Source organism: Streptomyces sp. 2P-4, from assembly GCF_030167965.1.
Lineage (GTDB): Bacteria > Actinomycetota > Actinomycetes > Streptomycetales > Streptomycetaceae > Streptomyces > Streptomyces globosus_A.
In genome coordinates, this window is record NZ_CP095011.1 from 5,704,631 (window position 1) to 5,726,880 (window position 22,250).

A 22,250-nucleotide genomic window follows, 5' to 3' on the forward strand; every position below is an offset into this window, starting at 1 on the left:
CGCGTACGGTCGTACCGTGATGATCAAAACGGCCGCCCCCCGCACCCTCGGCGTCGCTCCCTCCGAGGCGCGGCTGCGCTTCGACGCGGAACTGCAGAAGGCCGGCGGCGGGCCGCGGCGCCGCCTGCTCTTCGTCGACGACGAACCCGCCTTCGAGCTCAGCTTCCCCTGCGGGACCTGCCCGCTCCTGTTCCGCAGGCTGGAATCCGGACGGGAGAAGCTGTCACTGGAGAGCATGCAGGAACGTCTCACCGGAGCACTGGACGATCCGGACGACGCCGGTGTGATCGATGCGTTCGGTGCGCTGCTGCCGGAGGGCGAGTACCTTCCGCTGCTCCTGAGCGTGGAACCCAAGCTGATCACCCCCGGCAGGGAAGGCGACTACTTCAGCGAGGAGCAGGTCGCGACGTGGGGGATCGACCAGTTCTGGGGCCTTCCCCAGTATCCGCACACCCCGTACTACCGGACCTTCGAGACCGCGGTGGACTCGGACGCCCACCTCTACGAATTCGTCGTCCCCATGGTTCCCCCGGCCTGGAACGACCGGCAACGCGTCGAGGACTACCTCACGCTCACGGCAGAGGGATCGGTCCCCACGGCAGTGGCGGTCTCCACGCTCGACGTGTGCCAGCCCGCGCTCGACTTGCAGGATGACCTTTCCGTGCACTGGGGCCTGACCCACTTCCTCCTCGACGGCCACCACAAGCTGGAGGCCGCCGCCGCGGCCGGCCGGACCGTGCGGCTCCTCTCCCTGCTGGCCCTCGGCGAGAGCCTCTCCGGGGCAGCCCACCAGGCCCGGCTGCCCGCGCTGCGCGCCCAACCCCGCTCCACCCGGGCGACCGGCTCCTCGAATGGTGCGGGCGCGGCCTGATGCACACATGACGGGGCCGCCGGCGGTGCCCTGTGACCGAGCGTCGTAGCCGGCCCGTGCGGCCGAGTCCGGAGCTCGGTTCTCGCACTGTCCCGGGTGGGCCAGTGGCAGCAGGAGATCCCGCTTGTTCGTCGGGTCGGTGATCCTTTGAGAATGCGTGCTGCCCGTCTGATTCGTATGGCTCTCCTGATTCAGTCCAACCCCGGCCTGACCGCGGCCGCCCTGGCTCGTGAGCTGGAGATCTCCGAGCGGACCGTGATCCGCGACGCCCAGGCATTGCAGGAAGCCGGCGTCCCCGTCCGATCGGAGCGGGGCCGGGTGGGCGGGTATTTCCTTGCCGCCGGATACCGGACCCGGCTCACCACGCTCCATGCGAGCGAGGCGGAGACCCTGTTCCTGTCCGGTCTGCCCTCGGCGTTGCGGGACCTGGGGCTGTCGGACGCGGCGGAAACCGCCCGGCTGAAGCTGACCGCGACCCTGCTCCCGTCGGTACGCCAGGCCGCCGAGTCATCGGTGCGCCGCTTCCACCTCGACGCCCCCGCCTGGTTTCGCGAACCCGCCACCCCGCAACTACTGCCGGAGCTGGCCCGCGCGGTGTGGGCGGACCGGGCCGTCCGACTGTCGTACGCGCGGCCCGGCCGGGACGGGGCGCCGCCCGCCGCCGTGGCCCGGGTGGTGGAGCCGTACGGGCTCGTACTGAAGGCCGGCACCTGGTACGTCGTGGCCCGCGTCCCGGGCGAGGACCGGGACGACGGCTGGCGCACCTACCGGGTCGACCGGATCACTGCGCTGGGCCCCGCGCCCGACGTACAGGAACCGTTCGTGCGCGACCCGTCCTTCGACCTGGCCGCGCACTGGGAGGCTCACTCAGCTGCCTTCGCCCGCACCCTGCTGCGCACCACCGTCACGGTCCGGCTCACCGGCCGGGGGCTGGACCGGTTGCCCGCCGTGGTGGACGGGGCCGCCGTTGCGGACGCACTCGCCTCGGCGAGCGCCCCGGACTCCGCCGGCCTGGTCACCGTCGACCTGCCGGCGGAGTCCGAGGACGTCGCCTTCGACCAGTTGGCCCGGCTCGGCGCGGACGCCGAGGTGCTGGCCCCTGCCCGGCTGCGCGCCCGCTTCCGTGTGCACGCGGCGGCGCTGGCCGCGCTCTACCAGGCCGCCCCCGGGACGGCGTCGCCCGAGGAAGACGAGGATCAGCGGTAGTCCTCGGCGGAGGCTTCCTTGCCGCCGTACACCACGTCCTCGAAGTACGCCCAGGCGTCCGGGCGGCTGCCGTCCACGTCCGTCACCCCGTACGCCCTGGCGAGTTCCCCGCTGGAGGTGGACTTGCCGTTCCACCGCTTCGCGCGGTCCCGGTCGGCGGCAAGTGCCGCGACCGTACGGGCCAAGTAGCGCGGGGACTCCGCGATCGCGAACGCCGGCTCCTGGGCGATCGCGTCACGCCAGTTCTCCTCACTCACACCGAAGTGGGAGAGCATCTGCTCCGAGCGCAGGAAGCCGGGCGAGACCGCGACCGCCGTGCCCCCGTACGGGGCGAGCTCCTGTCCCAGCCCGAACGCGAGGCGGATCGGGGCGTTCTTCGCCAGGTCGTAGTAGATGTTCTCCCGGTAACGGCGGTTGAAGTGCGCGGTGCCGTCGGTTACCTCCACATGCAGCGGCGCGTCGGAGCGGATCAGCAACGGAAGCAGCAGCGCCGCCGTGATCACGTGCGAGCGCACGCCAAGCTCCAGGATCCGCAGGCCGTCAGCAAGCGGTGTCTCCCAGCTCTTCTTCCCGAACACCGAGGTGACCAGAAGGTGCTCGCCGCCCCACAGGTCGTTGACGAGGATGTCGAGCCGCCCGCACTCCCGGTCGATGCGCTCGACGAGGGCGCGTACCTGGGCTTCGTCGAGATGGTCGGTGGGCACCGCGATCCCGGTGCCGCCCGCTGCGGTGACGAGTTCGGCGGTCTCCTCGATGGTCTCGGTGGTCCGGCCGACCTCGCTGGCCCGGGCCCGGGTGGTGCGGCCGGTGACATACACCGTCGCACCGGCCCTGCCCAGCTCCACGGCCTGAGCCCGTCCCGCCCCGCGGGTAGCACCCGCCACGAGGGCTACCCGCCCCGCCAGCGGACCCGCCGGGCCGGCCTGCACGGTGTTTCGAGTGTTCCGGATGGTGCTGTTCTCATTCGCCATGGCATCCATCGTTCATGCCAAAACTGACAGAACACGTCACCCTTTGCCGGAGGTCCCGCCTCACCCCACCACAGCGCAGAGACCGCAGGTGGATGCGGGCGTCGCCGACCTGCTGCGACCGAGCGCAGATCACCTCGGTCCGAGCCGCACAGGCGCGCACGGGCCGGCTCGACCGCTCACGGGCCAACTGAAAGACTCAGTCACATGCCCGCCCGGCAGGTAAGGGCCGACTCTTTGCATAAAAGTGCGGGGCTACGTATAGTCATGCCATCAAGGAGGAGGACCGATGGTGGTACGTGCAGCAGTGGCCGGGGCGAGTGGGTACGCGGGCGGAGAGCTCCTGCGGCTGCTCCTCGCGCACCCGCAGGTCGAGATCGGGGCGCTCACCGGGAACTCCAACGCCGGCCAGGCCTTCGGCAGCCTCCAGCCGCATCTCGGGCCCCTCGCCGGGCGGACCCTGGAGCCCACCACGGCCGAGGTGCTCGCCGGCCACGACGTCGTCTTCCTCGCGCTGCCCCACGGGCAGTCCGCCGCCGTCGCCGCCGAGCTCGGGCCCGACGTCCTCGTCGTCGACATGGGCGCCGACCACCGGCTGAAGGACCCCGCCGACTGGGACGCCTTCTACGGCGCCCCCCACGCCGGCACCTGGCCCTACGGCCTGCCCGAGCTGCCCGGCGGCCGCGCCGCGCTGGAGGGGTCCAAGCGCGTCGCGGTCCCCGGGTGCTTCCCCACCGCCGTCTCCCTCGCGCTCTTCCCCGCCTACGCCGCCCGGCTCGCCGAACCCGAGGCCGTCATCGTCGCCGCCACCGGCACCTCCGGAGCCGGCAAGGCCCTCAAGACACACCTGCTGGGCTCCGAGGTCATGGGCTCCGCCAGCCCCTACGGTGTCGGCGGCGTCCACCGCCACACCCCCGAGATGGTGCAGAACCTCAGCCCCGTCGCCGGGCAGCGCGTCTCCGTCTCCTTCACGCCCGTCCTCGCCCCCATGTCCCGGGGCATCCTCGCCACCTGCTCCGCCAAGGCCCTCCCCGGCACCACCGCCGAGGCGCTGCGCGCCGCGTACGAGAAGGCGTACGCGGACGAGCCGTTCGTTCGGCTGCTCCCCGAGGGCCAGTGGCCGGCTACCGCCTCCGTACTCGGTTCCAACACCGTCCAGGTGCAGGTCGCCCTCGACACCGCCGCCCAGCGGATCGTCGCGATCAGCGCCGTCGACAACCTCGCCAAGGGCACCGCAGGCGCCGCCGTCCAGAGCATGAACATCGCCCTCGGCCTCCCCGAGACGCTGGGCCTGCCCCTCACCGGGACAGCCCCGTAGCGCCGATCCCCCGACCCCCGTACGCCCCGAAGACCGCGCCGGCCCGCCGCGCGCGGACGACGAACCGAAGGAGAAGGCGCAGTGAGCGTCACGGCAGCACAGGGATTCACCGCGGCGGGCATCGCCGCGGGAATCAAGGACAACGGAAACCCGGACCTGGCCCTCGTGGTCAACAACGGGCCCCGACTGGCCGCGGCCGGCGTCTTCACCTCCAACCGCGTCAAGGCCGCCCCCGTGCAGTGGTCCGAGCAGGTCCTGCGCGGCGGCGCGGTCAGCGCCGTCGTCCTCAACTCCGGCGGCGCCAACGCCTGCACCGGCCCCAAGGGCTTCCAGGACACCCACGCCACCGCCGAGAAGGCCGCCGAGGCCCTCGGCGGCGAGCACAACGCCGGCGAGGTCGCCGTCGCCTCCACCGGCCTCATCGGCGTCCTCCTCCCGATGGACAAGCTCCTGCCCGGCATCGACACCGCGGTCGCCGCCCTCTCCGCCGACGGCGGCGAGGCCGCCGCCGTCGCCATCAAGACCACCGACACCGTCCACAAGACCGCCTCCGCCACCCAGGACGGCTGGACCGTCGGCGGCATGGCCAAGGGCGCCGGCATGCTCGCCCCCGGCCTCGCCACCATGCTCGTCGTCCTCACCACCGACGCCGACCTCGACAGCGCCACCCTCGACCGGGCGCTGCGCGCCGCCACCCGCACCACCTTCGACCGCGTCGACTCCGACGGCTGCATGTCCACCAACGACACGGTGCTGCTGCTGGCCTCCGGCGCCTCCGGCAAGACCCCCGCCTACGAGTCGTTCGCCGAAGCCGTGCGCACCGTCTGCGACGACCTCGCCCGCCAGCTCATCGGCGACGCCGAAGGCGCCTCCAAGGACATCCGCATCGAGGTCGTCGGCGCGGCCGACGAGGACGACGCCGTCGAGGTCGGCCGGTCCATCGCCCGCAACAACCTCCTCAAGTGCGCCATCCACGGCGAGGACCCCAACTGGGGCCGGGTGCTCTCCGCGATCGGCACCACCTCCGCCGCCTTCGACCCCGACCGGCTGAACGTCGCCATCAACGGCGTCTGGGTCTGCAAGAACGGCTCCGTCGGCGAGGACCGCGACCTCGTCTCCATGAAGGACCGCGAAGTCCGCATCACCGCCGACCTCGCCACCGGCAGCGCCTCCGCCGTCATCTGGACCAACGACCTCACCGCCGACTACGTCCACGAGAACAGCGCGTACTCGTCATGACCGACCACGACAAGGCCGGCCGGCCCGGCACCACCGCCCGCAAGCACACCGCCCTGCCCAAGGCGCAGATCCTCATCGAGGCCCTGCCCTGGCTCACCCGCCACAACGGCAAGGTCGTCGTCATCAAGTTCGGCGGCAACGCCATGGTCGACGACGACCTCAAGGCGGCCTTCGCCCAGGACGTCGTCTTCCTGCGCCACGCCGGCCTGAAGCCCGTCGTCGTGCACGGCGGCGGCCCCCAGATCAACGCCCAGCTCGACAAGCAGGGCCTCGTCAGCGAGTTCAAGGCCGGCCTGCGCGTCACCACCCCCGAGGCCATGGACGTCGTCCGCATGGTCCTCGCCGGGCAGGTCCAGCGCGAACTCGTCGGCCTGCTCAACCAGCACGGCCCGCTCGCCGTCGGCCTGACCGGCGAGGACGCCCACACCATCACCGCCACCAAGCACACCCCGCAGATCGACGGCGAGGCCGTCGACATCGGGCGCGTCGGCGAGATCACCGCCATCGACACCGGCGCCATAGAAGCGCTCCTCGCAGACGGCCGGATCCCCGTCATCTCCTCCATCGCGCGCAGCGCCGACGACGGACACGTCTACAACGTCAACGCCGACACCGCCGCGGCCGCCCTCGCAGCCGCCCTCGGCGCGGAGACGCTGATGGTCCTCACCGACGTCGAGGGCCTGTACGCCGACTGGCCGAACAGCGACGAGGTCATCAGCCGGCTCACCGTCGGCGAGCTGGAGAAGCTCCTGCCCGAGCTGTCCAGCGGCATGGTCCCCAAGATGGAGGGCTGCCTGCACGCCGTCCGCGGCGGCGTCGGCACCGCACGCGTCATCGACGGACGGGTCCCGCACTCGATCCTGCTGGAGATCTTCACCGACGAGGGCATCGGCACCATGGTCGTGCCCGACGACAGGGCAGCGCACGCACAGGGAGGGCAGCGGCAGTGACCGGCAGCAGCAACCAGGAGTACGCGGCCCGCTGGCGGGCCTCGCTCACCGACAACTACGGCACCCCCGCCGTCGCCCTCGTCCGCGGCGCCGGCGCCCAGGTCTGGGACGCCGACGGCAGGCAGTACACCGACTTCGTCGGCGGCATCGCCGTCAACGCCCTCGGCCACGCCCACCCCGCCGTCGTCGGCGCCGTCACCCGCCAGATCTCCACCCTCGGGCACGTCTCCAACCTGTACGCCTCCGAGCCCGTGCTCGCCCTCGGCGAACGGCTCCTCCAGCTCTTCGGCCGCCCCGGCCGGATTTTCTTCTGCAACTCCGGTGCCGAAGCCGTCGAAGCCGCCTTCAAGATCGGCCGGCTGACCGGGCGGACCCGCATGGTCGCCACCGACGGCGGCTTCCACGGCCGGACCATGGGCGCCCTCGCCCTCACCGGCCAGCCCAAGAAGCAGGACCCCTTCCGGCCCCTGCCCGGCGACGTCACCCACGTCCCCTACGGCGACACCGCAGCCCTCCGCGCCGCCGTCACCGAGGAGACCGCCCTCGTCGTCATCGAACCCGTCCAGGGCGAGAACGGCGTCGTCGTCCCGCCCGCCGGCTACCTCAAGGCCGCCCGCGAGATCACCCGCGCCACCGGCACCCTCCTCGTCCTCGACGAGGTCCAGACCGGCACCGGCCGCTGCGGCCACTGGTTCGCCCACCAGGCCCACGAAGGTGTCGACCCCGACCTCGTCACACTCGCGAAGGGCCTCGGCGGCGGCCTCCCCATCGGCGCCGTCGCCGCCTTCGGCCCCGCCGCCGACCTCCTCCAACCCGGCCACCACGGCACCACCTTCGGCGGAAACCCCGTCGCCTGCGCCGCCGGACTCGCCGTCCTCGACACCATCGCCGCCGACGGCCTCCTCGACCGGGTCAAGGCCCGCGGCGAACAGCTGCGCTCCGGAATCGAGGGCACCGGCCACCCGCTGGTCTCCCACGTCCGTGGCGAGGGCCTCCTGCTGGGTATCGTGCTGACCGGGCCGTACGCACCGCAGGTGCAGCAGGCGGCCCAGGACGCCGGCTTCCTGGTCAACGCGCCCGCCCCCGACGTCGTTCGGCTCATGCCGCCGTACGTGCTCACCGAGGACGAGGCGGACGCGTTCGTCCGGGCCCTGCCCGGCATCCTCGACGCAGCCAATGGGGACGGACGAACCGGGGAATGAGACGACGATGAGCCAGGCGCAGGACAACGACCAGTGGGCCTCCCCCCGGCCGGAACCCGCGGGAGGCCCCGCCGTCCCGCAGACCCGCACCGCCCGCCACCGCCGGATCGTGGACATCCTCAACCGGCAGCCGGTCCGGTCGCAGAGCCAACTGGCCAAGCTGCTCGCCGACGACGGGCTGAGCGTCACCCAGGCGACGCTCTCCCGCGACCTCGACGAGCTCGGCGCCGTGAAGATCCGCAACACCGGCGGCGAGCTGATCTACGCGGTGCCCAGCGAGGGCGGCTTCCGCACCCCGCAGGCCCCGCTCGGCGAGTCGGCCAAGGAGGAGCGCATGCGCCGCCTCTCCGGCGAACTGCTGATCTCCGCGGAGGCCTCCGCGAACCTCGTCGTCCTGCGCACCCCGCCCGGTGCGGCCCAGTTCCTCGCCTCGGCGATCGACCAGGCCGAACTCCACGCCGTCCTCGGCACCATCGCCGGCGACGACACCCTCATGCTGATCAGCCGCGACCCGGCCGGGGGCCAGGCGCTGGCCGACCACATGCTGAGGCTGGCGCAGAAGGAGGGGTGACGGTCGGGCCGGCCGGTCCCGCCCGATCCTCGGGCGGGACGGTCGGGCGAGCCGGTCAGTAGCGGGTGACGGCCAGCGCCCCGGACTCCGTACCGATCGCGATGTGGGGGTCGCGCTCCGGGTCCGCCCAGCGCAGGATCGCCCGCATCGCACCCTCCGGCACCGACACGCAACCGGCCGTCGCGCCCTTGCCGTTGACGTGCAGGAAGATGCCCGCACCCCGCCCGCGCACCGGCTCCCCGTAGTTGAAGCCGATCACCATCGCATGCGCGTACTGCTGCCCGTACGCGACCAGGTGCTCCGCCTCGCCCGGCGCGCAGTCCGCGGGCAGTGGCTCCACCCAGCGGTTGTAACTGCCTGACGCGTTGTCCTGGCACCACCACGACGCATCGGTGACCGGCCGGTACGCGAACTCCGTTCCCGCGGGGGCCCGGCGGATGCCGAAGGCGTACGGCAGCTCGTACAGGCCCGTCGGCGTGGTGTTCGTGCCCTGGGCGCGGCTCGCGCCCTCCGTCAGGCCGTTCGCGCCGAACCGCGCCTCGGCACTGCCCCGTTCGTACCAGCGCCCGCCCCACCGGTCCCACCACGTCACGCGCCCGGTGGTCGACCCGGGCGCAGGCGCCACGGCGGTGATCAGCTGACTGCCGCCCCCGGTATCGGCGAGCCGCGCGGGCAGCGGCGGCGGCAGGGGCCACGGATGCGCGGGGGATCCGTGCGCGAGCAGGCCGGTGACGATCAGTGAGCCGGTGACGAGGGCGGTACGCAGCAGCACGGAACAGACGGTACGCGGGGGAGCGGGCACCGGCGGCGCAGGCGGGGTGGAAGGTCACCCGGATGCGCCTTCCGCGTTCCGGCGGCGCCGCGACCGGCGTGACCCCGCGTCACTTCTGGTTGGAGCGACACCGGACTGGCGGCCCGCCACCGGCCACCACCCCCGCGCACAGCGCCACGGCCGTGCACCTACCCCCGCAACCACCCCCGCCGCCCGGTGCGTTCCGACACCGCGTAGTACCGGGACGCAGCGCGGGCCGCGCGGCGCAGGGCCGGCTCCCAGTCCGACGACAGGGACTCCGCGGCCTGCCTCGCGGCCGTGCCGCCCTGGGCCTGGAGTAGCCGGAACGCCGCGCGGCGGGTGTGGAGGGGCTGTTTCAGCGTGCAGCGGGACAGCAGGTGCGCGGTGTCCAGGACCTCCGCCACCGGGCGGAGGCTGAGGGCTGCCTCGCGGGCCGCCGCGGGGGAGGGGTCGTCCAGGAGGGCGAGCAGCGCAGTGTGGTCGACGTCGGCGCCCAGGCGGCGGAGCCCGGCCACGGCAGCGGCGCGCACGGCACCTGAGGGGTGGTCGAGGAGGCTCCGCAGGAGGGGGACGTCCTCGGTGCGGCCGCACTCGGCGAGACCGGCCACCGCGTGCGGGGAGCAGCCGGACGGGTCCGCGGCCAGGCGGCGGTAGCGGTCGTGCGGGTCGCCGCCGTCCTGGGCGACGAGCCAGCGCGCGCAGGCCCGTACGAGCGGGGATCGGTCGGCGAGGTGGGACACGCCCTCCGCGGTGCGGCCGGCCCGGCGCAGGGCGGTGACGCCGGCGGCGCGGACGGTCGGGAGCGGGCTGCCGAGGAGGAGGTCCACCGCCTCGTCCCGCTCGGCCGACTCGTCCTGCCCGCCCCCATCGCGGCCCCTGCTGTCGGGCCGCGCCGCGGCCAGCGCCCCCAGGGTGGCGTCCGCCCACACGGCGGCGTTCGCCGGGTCGCGTTCCGCGGCGGCGAGGCGGGCGAGGTCCCGTACGGCCAGCCGGTCGCGCAGGGGCGGGGTGTCGAGGGTGAGGCGGGTGGCGTAGCGGCGCGTGGGCAGGTCGGCGCTGCCGCGCAGGCGGGCAAGCACCGTGCTCGGGCGGTCGGCGGGCGGGGCGGGCCCGGTGTCCGGGCCGGGCCGGTCGGGGGCGCCAGGCAGCGGGGGGTCGGTGCGGAGGGCGGCTTCGAAGAGGGCGAGTGCCCAGGCCCCCTGGTCGCGCTCGGCGAGTCGCAGGACGAGCGGGGTGAGGGCGACCAGGGTGGCGGCGGGGGCGTCGGCGAGCGTGCGGGCGAGGAGGCGGCGGGCCGGTTCGCGTACGGCGGCGGCCCAGTCGGCGCAGCGGATCACCACAAGCTCCGGCGGGGGCTGCGGCGTGCCGAGGGCGGCTTCGCGGACCCTGCCGTCGGGGTGGCACAGGAGCACCTCGACGGGGCGTTCCGGCAGCCGGCCGCGGCCCGTAAGCCCGAGGACGCGCGCGCGGAAGGCGGGTGCGGCTGCTTGGGGGAGGGGGCCGTGGCTGCGGATCTCCTCGTCGAAGGCGATCCAGGCGTCGGGTCCGGCCGACCGCAGCACCCCTCCGGCGGGCGGGGGCGTGCCCCGCAGCAGTGCGCAGGCGGCTGCGCTCCCCTGCCGGGCCTCCCGGCTCCGTGCGTCCACGTGGTCCATCCCCTCCGCATCCCGCCCGGCCTCCCGCCGGGCCCCGGCGCCCTACCGCGGAACGCCGACCCTACCCCCGCCCCCTGCCGCCCCACATCCGAGTATTCCCGCGAAACCCCAGCTCAGCGCCCCGACGCATGCCACGATTGACGAAACATACGGAGTAGTGCATAGTTATGCCTGTCGTTGAATGCACCGTAAGGAGAAACCCGTGACCGAGCGCGTCGTACTCGCCTACTCGGGCGGCCTGGACACCTCCGTCGCCATCGGCTGGATCGCCGAGGAGACGGGCGCCGAGGTCATCGCCGTCGCCGTGGACGTCGGCCAGGGCGGCGAGGACCTGGACGTCATCCGCAAGCGCGCGCTCGCCTGCGGTGCCGTCGAGGCCGAGGTCGCGGACGCCAAGGACGAGTTCGCCGACGAGTACTGCCTCCCGGCGATCAAGGCGAACGCCCTCTACATGGACCGCTACCCGCTGGTCTCGGCGCTCTCCCGCCCCACCATCGTCAAGCACCTGGTCGCGGCCGCGAAGAAGCACGGCGCCGGCATCGTCGCCCACGGCTGCACCGGCAAGGGCAACGACCAGGTCCGCTTCGAGGCCGGCATCCAGGCCCTCGGCCCCGACCTCAAGTGCATCGCCCCGGTCCGGGACTACGCCATGACCCGGGACAAGGCCATCGCCTTCTGCGAGGCTAAGAACCTGCCGATCGCCACCACCAAGAAGTCCCCGTACTCCATCGACCAGAACGTCTTCGGGCGGGCCGTCGAGACGGGCTTCCTGGAGGACATCTGGAACGCGCCGATCGAGGACATCTACGAGTACACCTCGAACCCGGCCACCCCGCGCGAGCCCGACGAGGTCGTCATCTCCTTCAAGGAGGGCGTGCCCGTGGCCATCGACGGAAGGCCCGTCACCGTCCTCCAGGCCATCCAGCAGCTCAACGAGCGCGCAGGCGCCCAGGGCATCGGCCGGATCGACATGGTCGAGGACCGCCTCGTCGGCATCAAGTCCCGTGAGGTGTACGAGGCGCCCGGCGCCATCGCGCTGATCACCGCCCACCAGGAGCTGGAGAACGTCACCGTCGAGCGCGAACTCGCCCGCTACAAGCGGCAGGTCGAGCAGCGCTGGGGCGAGCTCGTCTACGACGGCCTGTGGTTCTCCCCGCTCAAGCGGGCCCTGGACGGCTTCATCAACGAGGCGAACCAGCACGTCACCGGCGACATCCGGATGACCCTGCACGGCGGCCGGGCCGTCGTCACGGGCCGGAAGTCCGAGGAGTCCCTCTACGACTTCAACCTCGCCACCTACGACACCGGCGACACCTTCGACCAGTCCAAGGCGCAGGGCTTCATCGACATCTTCGCCCTCTCCGCGAAGATCGCCGCGAAGCGGGACCTCGCCTGAGGCGAGGCCCGGCGGCCAGGCGCACCACGCAGTACCCGGGCGGCCTCCCCGTATCTCCGCGGCGGGGAGGCCGCCCCACACCCACACGCAGCAGACGCAGCGATCACAAGCAGACGCGGCAGTCGCAGCAGCCTTGAGGAGCAGCAGCAGTGAGCAGCAACAACGGTGGCGACGTCCGGCTCTGGGGCGGCCGGTTCGCCGACGGCCCCGCCGAGGCCCTCGCCAAGCTGTCCGCGTCCGTCCACTTCGACTGGCGCCTCGCCCCGTACGACATCGCCGGCTCCCGCGCCCACGCCCGGGTCCTCGCCAAGGCCGGCCTGCTCACGGCGGACGAGCTCGACCGCATGCTGGAGGGCCTGGACCGGCTGGAGGCGGACGTCGCCGACGGCTCCTTCACCGGGACCATCGCCGACGAGGACGTCCACACCGCCCTGGAGCGGGGCCTGCTGGAGCGGCTCGGCCCGGAGCTCGGCGGCAAGCTGCGGGCCGGCCGGTCCCGCAACGACCAGGTGGCCACGCTCTTCCGGATGTACCTGCGCGACCACGCCCGGACCATCGGCGGGCTGATCGCCGACCTCCAGGACGCGCTGATCGGCCTCGCCGAGGCGCACCCGGACGTGGCCATGCCGGGCCGGACCCACCTCCAGCACGCGCAGCCGGTGCTCTTCGCCCACCACGTCCTCGCGCACGTGCAGTCCCTGTCCCGGGACGCCGAGCGGCTGCGCCAGTGGGACACGCGGACCGCGGTCTCCCCGTACGGCTCCGGAGCCCTGGCCGGGTCCTCCCTCGGCCTCGATCCGGAGGCGGTCGCCGCCGACCTCGGCTTCGAACGGGGCTCGGTCGGCAACTCGATCGACGGGACGGCCTCGCGGGACTTCGTCGCCGAGTTCGCGTTCATCACGGCGATGATCGGCGTGAACCTGTCGCGGATCGCGGAGGAGGTCATCATCTGGAACACGAAGGAGTTCTCCTTCGTGACCCTGCACGACGCCTTCTCCACCGGCTCGTCGATCATGCCGCAGAAGAAGAACCCGGACATCGCGGAGCTGGCGCGCGGCAAGTCCGGCCGGCTCATCGGCAACCTGACGGGCCTGCTCGCCACCCTCAAGGCGCTGCCGCTCGCGTACAACCGCGACCTCCAGGAGGACAAGGAGCCCGTCTTCGACTCCTGCGACACGCTGGAGGTGCTGCTGCCCGCCTTCACCGGGATGATGGCCACGCTCACCGTGAACCGGGAGCGCATGGAGGAGCTGGCCCCGGCCGGGTTCTCCCTCGCCACGGACATCGCCGAGTGGCTGGTGAAGCAGGGCGTGCCGTTCCGGGTGGCGCACGAGGTGGCGGGCGAGTGCGTCAAGGAGTGCGAGGCGCTCGGCATCGAGCTCGACGGGCTCACCGACGAGCAGTTCGCGAAGATCTCCGAGCACCTCACGCCGGAGGTGCGGACCGTCCTGAACGTGCCCGGCGCGCTGGCCTCCCGCAACGGCCGCGGGGGTACCGCGCCGTCGGCGGTGGCGCTCCAGCTGACCGAGCTGAAGGCGGACCTGGTCATCCAGCACGCCTGGGCGCAGCACAGGCAGTAGCGGCTGCGGCCGCCCACGAACCCCGCGGCCCTGCGGCCCGGCACCCCCGTACGCCCCCGGGCGCGGGGCATGCCGGTCCGCACGCCGCGGCACGCCCGGAGGGGCGGCCGGAGCCCCGTGCTCCGGCCGCCCCTCCGCCGCGTTCGCGTGCGGCCCCCAGCCGCGCCCCGCGGCCTGCGCGCCGCCCGCCCGCGGCTCAGGCCGCCGGGTTGTCCGGCTCGTAGTTGGTCAGGACGCAGCCTTCGACCTGGGCCTTCTCCAGCCGGTACCCGGCCGGGGCCTTGAACCCGGGCGTGCAGTTCAGGTAGAGGAACTGCAGCTGGTAGAGCCCGAACCGGGACGAGGGACTGTTGGTTTCGACCGCGATGTTCTCGCCGACGAGCAGCAGGCTCGTGGTGGCCTTGAGCCGGCCGTCGTCCTTCAGGTCGGCCTGCTGGGCGGCCTTGGCCTTCGCCTGGAGCTTCTTCATGTCTCCGACGGTGCTCAGCCAGCTCAGGTCGTGGGCGCGGCGTTCGCCGGCCGGCTGCCCGCACAGGGCGCGGCCCGTCACGCCCCAGTCCAGCGCGTTGCCCGTGACCACCGGCTCGTAGTCGATCGAGGAGACGGCGACGGTCTCGGGGTCGGTCGAGTAGTTCTTCCCGCAGGCGAGGCTGCTGCCGACGAGCTTGCGCAGTTCGGTGAGGCTGCCCGCGCGGGGGAGGCCGAGGCTGCCGCTCTTCGGCTGGCCGGGCTTGGCCTCGCCGCCGCCGTCCGGGTTCTGCGGCATCTCGAAGTTCGGGCTGCCCGAGCCGTCCTCGGAGGCGACGAAGTCGGTGAGGGAGCAGCCCTCGACGAGGGGCCTCTCCCGCTTGTACCCCTCGGGCACCCGGCCGCCGGGGTTGCAGACGAGGACGCGCAGGTCGGAGCGGACGAGCTTCACGGACGTCGGCGTGCGGGTCGGGAAGACGACGAAGCCCTTGCCGACCAGGACCTGGTCGAACAGCCCGTAGGCGCCGTCGCCCGCGGCGATCCTGTCCATGACGTACGTCTTGTAGCCCTCCTGGAAGGCCTTCATGTCCTTCGGGACGGCGATCACGATCGCGCCCGTCTCGGAGGTGTCGCTGCAGACGCCGACCTCCTCCACCGACCACTGGCCGGCCTTGGGGAAGTCGCGGGCCGGCAGCCGCGGGTCGCCGGGCTTGGAGCTGAGGTCCTCGCAGGAGGCGAACTTCCGCAGCTGCTCCTGCGCCACGGCGAGGGCGCCCTCCGCAGCGGCGGCGGAGGCGCCGGCCGGAGGCGAGCCGGGGTCGCCGCCCTCCTTGCACCCGGCGAGGGCGGTCAGGCAGGTGAGGGCGGCGGTCGTGGCGAGGATCCGCTGGATGCGCATGGGTCGCTTTCGTCGGCGTGGGACGGAGGGGAGCGGGGGTGGCATGGGCATGCTAGGCGTGCGGTCCACGCATGATCAAAATCCGGGGCGGTCACGCCGCCCAGTGCGCCAGCGCGTCGAAGTCCGCCGGGAGCAGCCCGATCCGCTCGTCTATCCGCATCAGCAGCGCCCGGTGCAGGTGGTGGTGGTCGGCGTACTCGCGGTCCGCGTCGGTGATGTCGTCGTCGACCCAGGCGAACTCCCGCCCGCGCGCATATTCCAGGACGTACTGCGTCTTCCAGAAGGTGCCGCCCGGTGCCCGCCCGTGCATCTGCGGCCAGTCGATGTACGGCAGCCGCGGCAGCCCGAGGTGCGGGCCTATCCAGTCGTTCGCCTCGTCCTTCCAGGTGGTCGCCCAGACCAGCTCGTACGCGTCCGACAGTGCGCGCAGCTCCGCACCGTGGGAGGGGTTCAACCACACGCGCAGCGGCTTCGAGCTCTCGGCCCCGGTCCAGCCGCTCGGGCGCATCCGGTGGGTGGTGTAGCCGACGGGGCGGCGCTCGGGCTGGGCGGCGTACGGGTTCAGGGGGCCGTCCACGTCGATCAGGAGCAGGGGTTTACTCGTCATGTCGGCAGTCTTCCGGTCGGGGATGGGCAAGGGCATCGGAATAGAATGAGACAACGGTGTCTCATTTGGTGTATCGTCGTCTCATGGCCATGGATCGTGACCAGGTGCTCCGCGCCGCCGCAGCCCTGCTCTCCCGCAAGTCGACCGCCACGATGGACGAGGTCGCCCGCGCCGCAGGCATCGGCCGCGCGACCCTCCACCGGCACTTCGCCGGTCGCGACGCCCTCGTACGGGCCCTGGAAGACCTCGGCATCCGCGAGTTCGAGCAGGCCCTGGACCGGGCCCGGCTCGGCGAGGGCACCGCCGTCGAGGCGCTGCGCCGGCTCGTCGCCGAGAGCGAGGCGAACGCCCAGCTGCTGGCCTTCCTCGTCACCGAGAACCAGCTCTTCGAGGGGGACCAGGTCAACGAGGGCTGGGCCCGGCTCGACGCCCGCGTCAGCGCCCTCTTCCGGCGCGGCCAGTCCGAGGGCGACATCCGCATCGACCTCAGCCCCGCCTGGCTCACCGAGGCGCTCTACGGCCTCATCGGCACCTGCGCCTGGGCCGTCATGGACGGCCGGGTCGCCGCCAAGGACTACCAGCACATGATCACCGAGCTGTTGCTCGGCGGAGCACAACGAAAGCGATAGGACATGACCCGCACCGAGCAGCTGAAGCCCCTGAACGGGGCGGAGGGCACCAGTGGCGGCGGCAGCCGCGGGCGCTGGCTCGCGCTCGCCGTCCTGGTCCTCGCCGTCCTCCTCGTCGCCGTCGACGCCACCGTCCTCGGCCTCGCCACGCCATCCCTCTCCGAAGACCTGAAGCCGTCCGGCACACAGCTGCTGTGGATCGGCGACATCTACTCCTTCGTCATCGCCGGCCTGCTCGTCTCCATGGGCTCCCTCGGCGACCGGATAGGACGCAAGAAGCTGCTCCTGACCGGCGCGACCGCGTTCGGCGCCGTGTCCGTGCTCACCGCCTGCGCCACCAGCCCCGAGATGATGATCGTCGCCCGGGCCCTCCTCGGCGTCGCCGGCGCGACCCTCATGCCGTCCACGCTGGCGCTGATCCGCAACATCTTCACCGACCCGCGCGAGCGCAGCCTCGCCATCGGCATCTGGGGGGCCGCCGCCTCCGCGGGCGCGGCCGTCGGGCCCGTCGTCGGCGGGGCGCTGCTCCAGCACTTCTACTGGGGCTCGGTCTTCCTCATCAACCTGCCCGTCATGGCCGTCCTCGTCATCGTCGGCGTGAAGCTGCTGCCCGAGTCGAAGAACCCGGTCGCCGGCCCGTGGGACCTCCTCAGCGTCGCGCTGTCCCTCGTCGGTGTCATCGGCGTCGTCTACGCCGTCAAGGAAGCCGCCACGCACGGCCTGACCCCCGAGGTCGCCGCGGCCGCGCTGGGCGGTGCGGCCGCCCTGTACACCTTCGTCCGCCGCCAGTTCACCCTGGACGCGCCGCTCCTCGACGTGCGGCTCTTCAAGGACCGGGGCTTCTCCGGCGCCGTCATCGCCGACCTGCTGACCGTGTTCGGCCTGTCCGGACTGCTGTTCTTCCTCTCCCAGTTCCTCCAGCTGGTCCAGGGCCGCGAGCCGCTGGAGGCCGGCCTGGCCGAACTGCCCGCCGCCGTCGGCGCCGTCGCCACCGGCCTGGTGGCCGGCGCCTGGGCCCGCCGCTTCTCGGTGCGGGCCGTCGTCGCGGGCGGGCTCGGCGCCATCGGCCTGGCGCTCGCCGCGCTCACCGCGGTCGAGCGGACCAGCGGCTACCCGCTGCTCGGCGCATCCCTGCTGGCCGTCGGCGTCGGTGCGGGCTTCTCCTTCACCGTCACCGCCGACGTGATCCTCTCCAGCGTGCCCAAGGAGCAGGCCGGCGCCGCCTCGGCCGTCTCCGAGACCGCGTACGAGCTCGGGGCAGCTCTCGGCATCGCCCTCCTCGGCTCCATCGTCACCGGCGTCTACCAGGGGTTCACCGCCCCGGCGCAGGTGCCTCCGGCCGTCGCGGAGGCGGCGCACGACTCGCTCGGCGGCGCAGTGGAGGCGGCGTCCTCGCTGGACCCGCAGACCGCGCACGCCCTGGTCACCGCCGCCCAGGACACCTTCGTGGAGGGGCTGCGGCTGGCCTCCGGGGTCAGCGCGCTCGTCCTGCTGGCCACCGCGGTCGCCGCGTGGTTCCTGCTCAAGGGCCAGAAGCTCCAGGACGGCGCCCCGGCGCACCCCTGACCGCGGCCAAGAGGCGCCGCGCGGAGGGTGGTTGACAGTCCGTCGGCCGGCGGGACACCATCCCGCCGGTGGAGATCATCGAGCTGACCCCCGCGGAGCGCCGCGTCTGGGACGCCTTCCCGCGCGGCGAGGGCGTCGACTTCCGGGAGCACCCCGACGAGGACCCGGCGGCCGGGTCCTCGTGGGGGCCCGAGCGCACCCTGCGCGCCGAGGCGCTGGCCGCGCTCCTGCTCACCGGCCCCACGCGGGACGGGCAGGTCGCGGGCCTGAACGTGCGCGGCGCCCGCATCACCGGCAAGCTCGTCCTCAAGTACGCGGACGTCGACCACGCGATCCGGCTGCGCGCCTGCCTCTTCGAGCGCAAGCCGGTCCTGTTCGGGGCCCGGCTGCGGGCGCTGTCGCTCACCGACTCGGTGCTGCCCGGCCTGACCGCCTCGACGCTCACCGTCGACCTCGCCCTCCGCCTCGCCTGCTGCCGGATCACCGGCCCCGTCCGGCTCGCCGGGGCCCGGATAGGCGGCGGCTTCTTCCTGAAGAAGGCCGTCATAGGCGACCCGGACACCGCCGGACGGGAGGGGGAGGAGCCGCCGCTGCAGTTCAACCACGCCCACATCGGCACCGACGTCATCGCGGCGGGCCTGACCGTCCACGGCCAGACGCGGATCAACGGCGCCACCGTCGGCGGCCGGATCAACCTCGACGACGCCCGCCTCCTCGCCCCCGGCGGCACCGCCCTGCACGCCGAGACCCTCACCGTCGGCACCGACCTGCGCGCCATGCGCATGCAGGCCCGCGGCCGCGTCAACCTCACCGGATCCCGGATACCGGGCCAGCTGAACCTCGCCTACGCCTCCTTCGCCAACCCGGGCGGAGTCGCCCTGCGCGCCTCCAGCTGCACGGCCGGGGAGCTCTGGCTGCGGGAGTGCCCCACCCTCCAGGGGTCGGTGAACCTGCGGCGCTCCACCTTCGACCTGCTGCACGTCCCGCCGACCGCCTGGCCCGACCGCATCCGCGTCGACGGCCTGACCTACCGCACCCTCGCCCCGCACCTGCCGGCCGAGGAGCGGCTGCCCGCGCTGGAGCGCGAGGAGTCCGGCTACCTCCCGTACGCCTACGAGCAGCTCGCCGCCGCCTACCTCACCGTGGGCGACGAGGCCGCCGCCCGCACGGTGCAGCTCGCCAAGCTCCGCCGCCACCGGGGGACGCTGCCCCGGCACGGCCGGCTGTGGGGGCTCCTCCAGGACGCCACCGTCGGCTACGGCTTCCGGCCGCTGCGCGCGGCGCTCTGGCTGCTGGCGCTGCTGCTGACCGGCTCCGTCGCGTACGGGATGAGGCCCCCGCCGCCGCTGAAGCCGGACGAGGCTCCCGAGTTCAACCCGGTCTTCTACACCCTGGACCTGATGCTGCCGATCATCGGGTTCGGGCAGGAGCAGGCCTTCGCGCCGCGCGGCTGGGCGCAGTGGCTGTCGTACCTGCTGATCGTGACCGGCTGGGTCCTCGCCACGACGACGGCAGCGGGCATCAGCCGGTCACTGCGCCGGCAGTAGGGGCACGGCGCGGGCCCGGGTCAGGCGGCCTTCGCCTTGGTGGCGTACATGTCCACGTACTCCTGGCCCGACAGGCGCATGACCTCGGCCATCACGGAGTCGGTGACGGCGCGCAGCACGTAGCGGTCGCGGTCCATGCCGTCGTAGCGGGAGAACTCCATCGGCTCGCCGAAGCGGACGGTGACCCGGCCGGGGCGGGGCATGCCCTTGCCGCCCGGCTGGAGCTTGTCGGTGCCGATCACCGCGAACGGCACGACGGGGGCGCCGGTCATCAGGGTGAGCCGGGCGATGCCGGTGCGGCCGCGGTAGAGGCGGCCGTCGGGGGAGCGGGTGCCCTCCGGGTAGATCCCGAAGATCTTGCCCTCCTCCAGGATGCGGCGGCCGGTCATCAGCGCGGCGACGCCGCCGTTGGCGCCGTCCCGGTCGACGGGGATCATGCCGGAGCCGGTGAAGAACCAGGCCATGGCGCGGCCCTTGAGACCCTTGCCCGTGACGTACTCGTCCTTGCCGATGAAGTGGACGGTGCGGTCGCAGACCAGCGGCAGGATCATCGAGTCGATGAACGTGAGGTGGTTGCCCGCCAGGATCACCGGCCCGGAGCCGGGGATGTTCTCGACGCCCTCCACACGGGTGCGGAACATCATGCGCATGACCGGTCCGACGGTGGCCTTGATGAGCGCGGTACGGAACAACGTGAGCCCTCCGGCATCCAAAAGCGGCTGTGCACGGCGCAGAGGCCGTGCAGGTGAGGACGATACTCGCGGGTCAGGTCTGATCGCACATCGGGTTCACCGGTTTGCAACGCACTGTTGACGCGCGTTTGCGCCATGTTCGGCCGGCAACCCCCTCCGGGCCATCCGCCGGTGCCTACCATCGGCTCGCCGATCCGGGCCGCCGCGGACGCCGGCGCACCGGTCCCGCCGCGGCCCCCGACCAGCAGGGAGTGCCATTCATGACGCAGGGTGGGGCAGCACGGCGCACGGTCCTCGGGGCAGCCGTCCTGGCGGCGGGCGCCGCAGGCACGGCCGGACTCTCCGCGGGCTCCGCGGCCGCCGCGGAGCCCGGGCAGGAGCGGCGGGCCGGGGAGGACCGGCGCGGCGGCGGGTACCGGGGGCTGCCCGTGCCGTTGGTCATCGGCCACCGGGGCGCCTCAGGGCACCGGCCCGAGCACACCCTCGGCTCGTACGCGCTCGCCCTCGATCTCGGCGCCGACGTCGTCGAGCAGGACCTGGTGCCGACCCGCGACGGGCACCTGGTGTGCCGGCACGAGAACGAGATCGGCGGCACCACCGACGTCGCCGACCACCCGGAGTTCGCCTCCCGCCGCACCACCAGGACCGTCGACGGGACCGCCGTGACCGGCTGGTTCACCGAGGACTTCACCCTCGCCGAACTGAAGAGGCTGCGCGCCAAGGAGCGCATCCCCGCCCTGCGGCAGCGCAACACCCTCTACGACGGGCGCTGGGACGTCCCCACCTTCGAGGAGGTGCTGCGCTGGGCCGACCGCGAGGGCCGGCGGCGCGGGCGCCGGGTCTGGCTGCACGTCGAGACCAAGCACCCCAGCTACTTCCGCTCGCTCGGCCTCGGGCTGGAGGAGCCCCTCGCCCGGCTGCTGCGCCGCCACGGCCGCGACGGCCGGGACGCCCCCGTCTTCCTCCAGTCCTTCGAGCCGTCCAGCATCCAGCGGCTCGCCCGGCTGGTCGACACGCCGCGCGTCGTGCTGCTCTCCGACGCCCGCAGCCGCCCCTGGGACTTCGTCCTGGCCGGCGACCCGCGCACCGTCGCGGACCTCGTCACGCCCGAAGGGCTGAAGTGGATCGCCGGATTCGCGCAGGGGATCGGCCCCACCCTCGACCTGGTCATCCCGCGCACCGCGGACGGCCGGCTGGGCACCCCCACCACCCTCGTCCGCGACGCCCACGCCCGGCGGCTGGTCCTGCACCCCTACACCGCCCGCAACGAGAACGCCTTCCTGCCGGCCGAGTTCCGCAAGGGCACCGACCCCGCCGCCTACGGCGACGCCTTCGGCGCGCTGCGGGCCTACTTCGCGCAGGGCATCGACGGCATCTTCACCGACCAGCCCGACACCGCGCTGCTCGCGGCCGAGGACTTCCGGCCCGGCCGCGGCCGCCCCTGACGGCCGCGGCCGCCCCCGAGCCTCCCGTCCGCCGCCCGGACGTACGTCAACCAGGAAGCGGAGCACCGCCTTCGGGTGGGCCGTGCCGGGAGGGGAAACCGCCGGGCACCGCCCGCGCGTCCCGCCCGGCATGGACCTGCTGAAGGACTCCGAGGTAGTCGACCGACTGGGCCCCCTGCTGTCCGCCGAGGCGGCCGCGGAGGCCGCCGGCGCGGGCATGGAGGCCGCCGACCTGGAACAGGCCGTCTGGGTCAGGCTGCTGGAGGCCCGCCCCGCCCCCGCCGAGCCCGCCCGCTGGCTGCGCCGGGCCGTACGGGCCGAGGCCCGCCGCGCCCGGCGCCGGGCCCGGCGGGAGGTCCCGTACGGGAGCCGGCCCGGGAACGCGGGCGCCGCGCCCGAGGAGGCCGCCCTGCACGGGGAGGAGCACCGGGCACTCCGTTCGGCGGTCGCCCGACTGCCCGGACGCTGTCCCGAGCTGATGCGGGCACTTCTGTCGCCCAGAGACCTGACTTACCGTGAAATCGCAGGAGAGTTGGGTATCTCACAAGGAAGTTTGGGGCCCGTCCGTTCCCGTTGCCTGGGATGTCTGCGCAGAATGCTCGCGTCAGAGGTTGGGGCTCCTGGCCTTCGGGGAAGGGAGCGGTAGAAC

20 protein-coding genes are annotated in these 22,250 nt (G+C 73.2%); 14 read left to right on the plus strand and 6 right to left on the minus strand.

Going from position 1 to position 22,250, the window contains the following annotated elements; translation table 11 throughout:
- Positions 1-19 precede the first annotated feature (19 nt).
- Together MUK52_RS25325 and MUK52_RS25330 are read left to right on the plus strand one after the other, a co-directional pair.
- The gene (locus tag MUK52_RS25325) at positions 20-871 is read left to right on the plus strand and encodes a hypothetical protein (RefSeq protein WP_284581774.1); all 852 of its coding nucleotides are present in this window, start codon (positions 20-22) and stop codon (positions 869-871) included.
- 153 nt (positions 872-1,024) lie between these two features.
- A complete protein-coding gene (locus MUK52_RS25330) occupies positions 1,025-2,077 on the plus strand; it encodes a helix-turn-helix transcriptional regulator (protein ID WP_284580246.1) in 1,053 nt (350 codons plus the stop codon).
- Here the strand turns inward: MUK52_RS25330 and MUK52_RS25335 are convergent.
- Positions 2,068-3,048 (minus strand): SDR family oxidoreductase, encoded by a 981-nt coding sequence (locus MUK52_RS25335; protein ID WP_284580249.1) that lies wholly within the window; start codon positions 3,046-3,048, stop codon positions 2,068-2,070. The genes MUK52_RS25330 and MUK52_RS25335 overlap by 10 nt on opposite strands.
- 286 nt (positions 3,049-3,334) lie before the next feature.
- Between MUK52_RS25335 and argC the strand changes: the two genes are divergently transcribed.
- From argC to MUK52_RS25360, 5 genes are all read left to right on the plus strand, one after another.
- Positions 3,335-4,363, plus strand: coding sequence for an N-acetyl-gamma-glutamyl-phosphate reductase (argC, locus tag MUK52_RS25340; RefSeq protein WP_284580251.1), 1,029 nt, complete (start codon positions 3,335-3,337; stop codon positions 4,361-4,363).
- 81 nt (positions 4,364-4,444) lie between these two features.
- Positions 4,445-5,602, plus strand: coding sequence for a bifunctional glutamate N-acetyltransferase/amino-acid acetyltransferase ArgJ (gene argJ / locus MUK52_RS25345; protein WP_114056828.1), 1,158 nt, complete (start codon positions 4,445-4,447; stop codon positions 5,600-5,602).
- The gene (gene argB / locus MUK52_RS25350; protein WP_114056827.1) at positions 5,599-6,552 is read left to right on the plus strand and encodes an acetylglutamate kinase; all 954 of its coding nucleotides are present in this window, start codon (positions 5,599-5,601) and stop codon (positions 6,550-6,552) included. Before argJ ends, argB begins: the two co-directional genes overlap by 4 nt.
- The gene (locus MUK52_RS25355; RefSeq protein WP_114056826.1) at positions 6,549-7,754 is read left to right on the plus strand and encodes an acetylornithine transaminase; all 1,206 of its coding nucleotides are present in this window, start codon (positions 6,549-6,551) and stop codon (positions 7,752-7,754) included. The genes argB and MUK52_RS25355 overlap by 4 nt, the downstream gene beginning before the upstream one ends.
- Before the next feature lie 7 nt (positions 7,755-7,761).
- Entirely contained in the window at positions 7,762-8,325 is a 564-nt protein-coding gene (locus MUK52_RS25360) for an arginine repressor (protein ID WP_114056825.1), read from the plus strand.
- A gap of 55 nt (positions 8,326-8,380) precedes the next feature.
- Here the strand turns inward: MUK52_RS25360 and MUK52_RS25365 are convergent, their stop codons facing one another.
- Together MUK52_RS25365 and MUK52_RS25370 are read right to left on the minus strand one after the other, a co-directional pair.
- Complete coding sequence (locus MUK52_RS25365) at positions 8,381-9,091, minus strand: L,D-transpeptidase family protein (RefSeq protein ID WP_428985497.1); 711 nt, start codon at positions 9,089-9,091, stop codon at positions 8,381-8,383.
- 194 nt (positions 9,092-9,285) lie between these two features.
- The gene (locus MUK52_RS25370) at positions 9,286-10,764 is read right to left on the minus strand and encodes a HEAT repeat domain-containing protein (protein ID WP_284580258.1); all 1,479 of its coding nucleotides are present in this window, start codon (positions 10,762-10,764) and stop codon (positions 9,286-9,288) included.
- 211 nt (positions 10,765-10,975) lie between these two features.
- Here MUK52_RS25370 and MUK52_RS25375 point away from each other — a divergent pair, with 211 nt between their 5' ends.
- Entirely contained in the window at positions 10,976-12,169 is a 1,194-nt protein-coding gene (locus tag MUK52_RS25375) for an argininosuccinate synthase (protein ID WP_114056822.1), read from the plus strand.
- 149 nt (positions 12,170-12,318) lie between these two features.
- A complete protein-coding gene (gene argH / locus MUK52_RS25380; RefSeq protein WP_284580261.1) occupies positions 12,319-13,749 on the plus strand; it encodes an argininosuccinate lyase in 1,431 nt (476 codons plus the stop codon).
- Positions 13,750-13,945: 196 nt separating this feature from the next.
- Here argH and MUK52_RS25385 read toward each other — a convergent pair whose 3' ends face one another.
- Complete coding sequence (locus MUK52_RS25385; protein WP_284580263.1) at positions 13,946-15,115, minus strand: hypothetical protein; 1,170 nt, start codon at positions 15,113-15,115, stop codon at positions 13,946-13,948.
- Positions 15,116-15,206: 91 nt separating this feature from the next.
- A complete protein-coding gene (locus MUK52_RS25390) occupies positions 15,207-15,722 on the minus strand; it encodes an HAD domain-containing protein (protein ID WP_284580266.1) in 516 nt (171 codons plus the stop codon).
- A gap of 83 nt (positions 15,723-15,805) precedes the next feature.
- Here MUK52_RS25390 and MUK52_RS25395 point away from each other — a divergent pair, with 83 nt between their 5' ends.
- From MUK52_RS25395 to MUK52_RS25405, 3 genes are all read left to right on the plus strand, one after another.
- On the plus strand, positions 15,806-16,351 hold the full coding sequence (locus tag MUK52_RS25395) for a TetR/AcrR family transcriptional regulator (RefSeq protein WP_114056818.1): 546 nt from the start codon (positions 15,806-15,808) through the stop codon (positions 16,349-16,351).
- Between the two features lie 3 nt (positions 16,352-16,354).
- A complete protein-coding gene (locus MUK52_RS25400) occupies positions 16,355-17,917 on the plus strand; it encodes an MFS transporter (RefSeq protein WP_114056817.1) in 1,563 nt (520 codons plus the stop codon).
- 68 nt (positions 17,918-17,985) lie between these two features.
- The gene (locus MUK52_RS25405; protein ID WP_114056816.1) at positions 17,986-19,464 is read left to right on the plus strand and encodes a membrane-associated oxidoreductase; all 1,479 of its coding nucleotides are present in this window, start codon (positions 17,986-17,988) and stop codon (positions 19,462-19,464) included.
- A 20-nt stretch (positions 19,465-19,484) separates the two neighbouring features.
- Here MUK52_RS25405 and MUK52_RS25410 read toward each other — a convergent pair whose 3' ends face one another.
- On the minus strand, positions 19,485-20,114 hold the full coding sequence (locus MUK52_RS25410) for a lysophospholipid acyltransferase family protein (RefSeq protein ID WP_114058822.1): 630 nt from the start codon (positions 20,112-20,114) through the stop codon (positions 19,485-19,487).
- 302 nt (positions 20,115-20,416) lie between these two features.
- Here MUK52_RS25410 and MUK52_RS25415 point away from each other — a divergent pair, with 302 nt between their 5' ends.
- Both MUK52_RS25415 and MUK52_RS25420 read left to right on the plus strand, forming a co-directional pair.
- On the plus strand, positions 20,417-21,601 hold the full coding sequence (locus MUK52_RS25415; RefSeq protein WP_284580271.1) for a glycerophosphodiester phosphodiesterase: 1,185 nt from the start codon (positions 20,417-20,419) through the stop codon (positions 21,599-21,601).
- A 130-nt stretch (positions 21,602-21,731) separates the two neighbouring features.
- A complete protein-coding gene (locus MUK52_RS25420; protein ID WP_284580274.1) occupies positions 21,732-22,247 on the plus strand; it encodes an RNA polymerase sigma factor in 516 nt (171 codons plus the stop codon).
- The last annotated feature ends 3 nt before the right edge of the window (positions 22,248-22,250 follow it).

What these genes read in the sequence shown, in the direction of transcription:
- MUK52_RS25325 (WP_284581774.1), top strand. Translation starts at nt 20, where the DNA reads ATGATCAAAACGGCCGCCCCCCGCACCCTCGGCGTCGCTCCCTCCGAG.
- MUK52_RS25330 (WP_284580246.1), top strand. Translation starts at nt 1,025, where the DNA reads ATGCGTGCTGCCCGTCTGATTCGTATGGCTCTCCTGATTCAGTCCAAC.
- MUK52_RS25335 (WP_284580249.1), bottom strand. Translation starts at nt 3,048, where the DNA reads ATGGCGAATGAGAACAGCACCATCCGGAACACTCGAAACACCGTGCAG.
- argC (WP_284580251.1), top strand. Translation starts at nt 3,335, where the DNA reads ATGGTGGTACGTGCAGCAGTGGCCGGGGCGAGTGGGTACGCGGGCGGA.
- argB (WP_114056827.1), top strand. Translation starts at nt 5,599, where the DNA reads ATGACCGACCACGACAAGGCCGGCCGGCCCGGCACCACCGCCCGCAAG.
- MUK52_RS25360 (WP_114056825.1), top strand. Translation starts at nt 7,762, where the DNA reads ATGAGCCAGGCGCAGGACAACGACCAGTGGGCCTCCCCCCGGCCGGAA.
- MUK52_RS25385 (WP_284580263.1), bottom strand. Translation starts at nt 15,115, where the DNA reads ATGCGCATCCAGCGGATCCTCGCCACGACCGCCGCCCTCACCTGCCTG.
- MUK52_RS25390 (WP_284580266.1), bottom strand. Translation starts at nt 15,722, where the DNA reads ATGACGAGTAAACCCCTGCTCCTGATCGACGTGGACGGCCCCCTGAAC.
- MUK52_RS25395 (WP_114056818.1), top strand. Translation starts at nt 15,806, where the DNA reads ATGGCCATGGATCGTGACCAGGTGCTCCGCGCCGCCGCAGCCCTGCTC.
- MUK52_RS25400 (WP_114056817.1), top strand. Translation starts at nt 16,355, where the DNA reads ATGACCCGCACCGAGCAGCTGAAGCCCCTGAACGGGGCGGAGGGCACC.
- MUK52_RS25410 (WP_114058822.1), bottom strand. Translation starts at nt 20,114, where the DNA reads ATGCGCATGATGTTCCGCACCCGTGTGGAGGGCGTCGAGAACATCCCC.
- MUK52_RS25415 (WP_284580271.1), top strand. Translation starts at nt 20,417, where the DNA reads ATGACGCAGGGTGGGGCAGCACGGCGCACGGTCCTCGGGGCAGCCGTC.
- MUK52_RS25420 (WP_284580274.1), top strand. Translation starts at nt 21,732, where the DNA reads ATGGACCTGCTGAAGGACTCCGAGGTAGTCGACCGACTGGGCCCCCTG.